Consider the following 1,803-nt stretch of genomic DNA (forward strand, 5'->3'; position numbering starts at 1 on the left):
GACCCTGTTGCCCAATTCGAGGGAATTTGCGTCGATCACTCGGTCGGAGGCAGGCGGCGAGACGGATCCTGCTGGTCAGGGGCGCGTGAATGGGGTCGCCCTACGACAGGGGGTGGCGGCTGTGTCGATGGGATCGGCTTCTGTCGGTGTTCCGGATGGAACGAGTGCGGTCGCACATGCTGCGTTCCCGAAGGGGTGTCTTGCAATGCGGATCCGTGACCAACTCGGGTCAGTCTTCTCGAACGAGGAGTTCCGCGAGGCGTTCGGAGACCGCGGCCGGCCTGGCATCTCGCCCGGACAGCTCGCCCTGGTAAGCGTGCTGCAATTCGTTGAGAACCTGACGGACCGACAGGCAGCGCACGCGGTGCGGGCCAGGATCGACGTGAAGTACCTGCTGGGACTGGAGCTCACCGATCCCGGCTTCGACTTCACGGTGCTGACCGGGTTCCGGCAACGACTGCTGGACCACGGCCTGGAGGAGCGGGTGCTGGACCTGCTGCTGGAGCGCCTGGCCGGTCAGGGCCTGGTCAGCGCCGGAGGGCGGCAGCGCACCGACTCCACTCACGTCTTGGCGGCCGTCCGGCGCTTGAACCGATTGGAGTTCATCGGCGAGACGCTCCGGGCCTGCCTGGAAGCACTGTCCGCGGCCAGTGCGCAGTGGCTCGTGAGCTGGATGGACCCGGCATGGCAGAAGCGCTACGGCGCCAGGACCGACGCCTACCGGCTGCCCTCCGAACGGTCCGAACGCGACAGGCTGGCCCAGCAGATTGCTGCCGACGGCTACCGTTTACTCGAAGCCGTACACACTTCCACGGCACCGACATGGCTGCGCGAGATCCCCGCGGTGACCGTGCTGCGGACGGTCTGGATCCAGCAGTTCACACGCACCGTCACCGACGGAGTGCAGGATGTGGGCTGGCGCGGCAAGGAGGATCTCCCACCGGGCAGAGCGCTGATCGCCTCGCCGTACGATCCCCAGGCCCGGTATTCACACAAGCGCGGCTCGGCCTGGACCGGCTACAAGGTCCACTTGAGCGAGGACTGCACCGGCTCCGGGCAGCCGCATCTGATCACCCACGTGGTGACCACCGATGCCACCGCGAACGACGCCACCGTCGTCGACGCGGTGCACGACGCCCTCACCACCAAGAGCCTCAAGCCCGCCGAACACATCCTGGACTCGGGATACTCCTCCGCCGAACTCCTGCTGACCGCCCCTGTCGAACGCGAAATCTGTGTGGTCGCACCGGTCCGGCCGAACAGCACCCCGCAACAGATCAGGTCCGCCGGGTTCGGCAAGTCCGCCTTCACCATCAACTGGCATGAACAGACGGCCACTTGTCCGTCCGGCCGGACCAGCCGCTACTGGACAGTCGGCCTCGACAACAACGGCCGCGACGCGATCAGAATCCGCTTCGCGACCACGACCTGCTCTCCCTGCCCCGTCCGTGACCAGTGCACTCGCTCCACCCAGTACGGCCGACAGCTCACCATCCGGCCTCAAGGGCAAGACGCCCTGCTCGAACGCGTCCGCGCCGAGCAGACCACCAAGGCGTGGAAGGAACGCTACGCCGCCAGGGCCGGTGTTGAGGGAACCATCCACCAAGCCGTCGCCGTCGGCGGTATGCGCCGCACCCGCTATCGCGGCCTAGCCAAAACACACCTCGGCCATGTCCTGACAGCCACTGCAGTCAACTTGATCCGGCTCGACGCCTGGTGGACCGGCACCCCGCTCGCCCAGACCAGAACCTCCCGGCTCGCGGCCCTCGAACTCGCCACATGAACCAATTGGGCAACAGGGTC

General features: G+C 66.7%; 1 protein-coding gene. It reads left to right on the forward strand.

The window, feature by feature from the left end; genetic code table 11:
- Positions 1–127 precede the first annotated feature (127 nt).
- Positions 128–1,783: an IS1182 family transposase gene (locus ACZ4EG_RS46590; protein ID WP_467795058.1), complete on the forward strand. Its 1,656-nt coding sequence runs from the start codon at positions 128–130 to the stop codon at positions 1,781–1,783.
- The last annotated feature ends 20 nt before the right edge of the window (positions 1,784–1,803 follow it).

The sequence above is a fragment of the Streptomyces sp. NPDC025638 genome (assembly GCF_055558775.1).

Coding starts and splice junctions, on each gene's coding strand:
- ACZ4EG_RS46590 (WP_467795058.1), top strand. CDS start 128: ATGGGATCGGCTTCTGTCGGTGTTCCGGATGGAACGAGTGCGGTCGCA.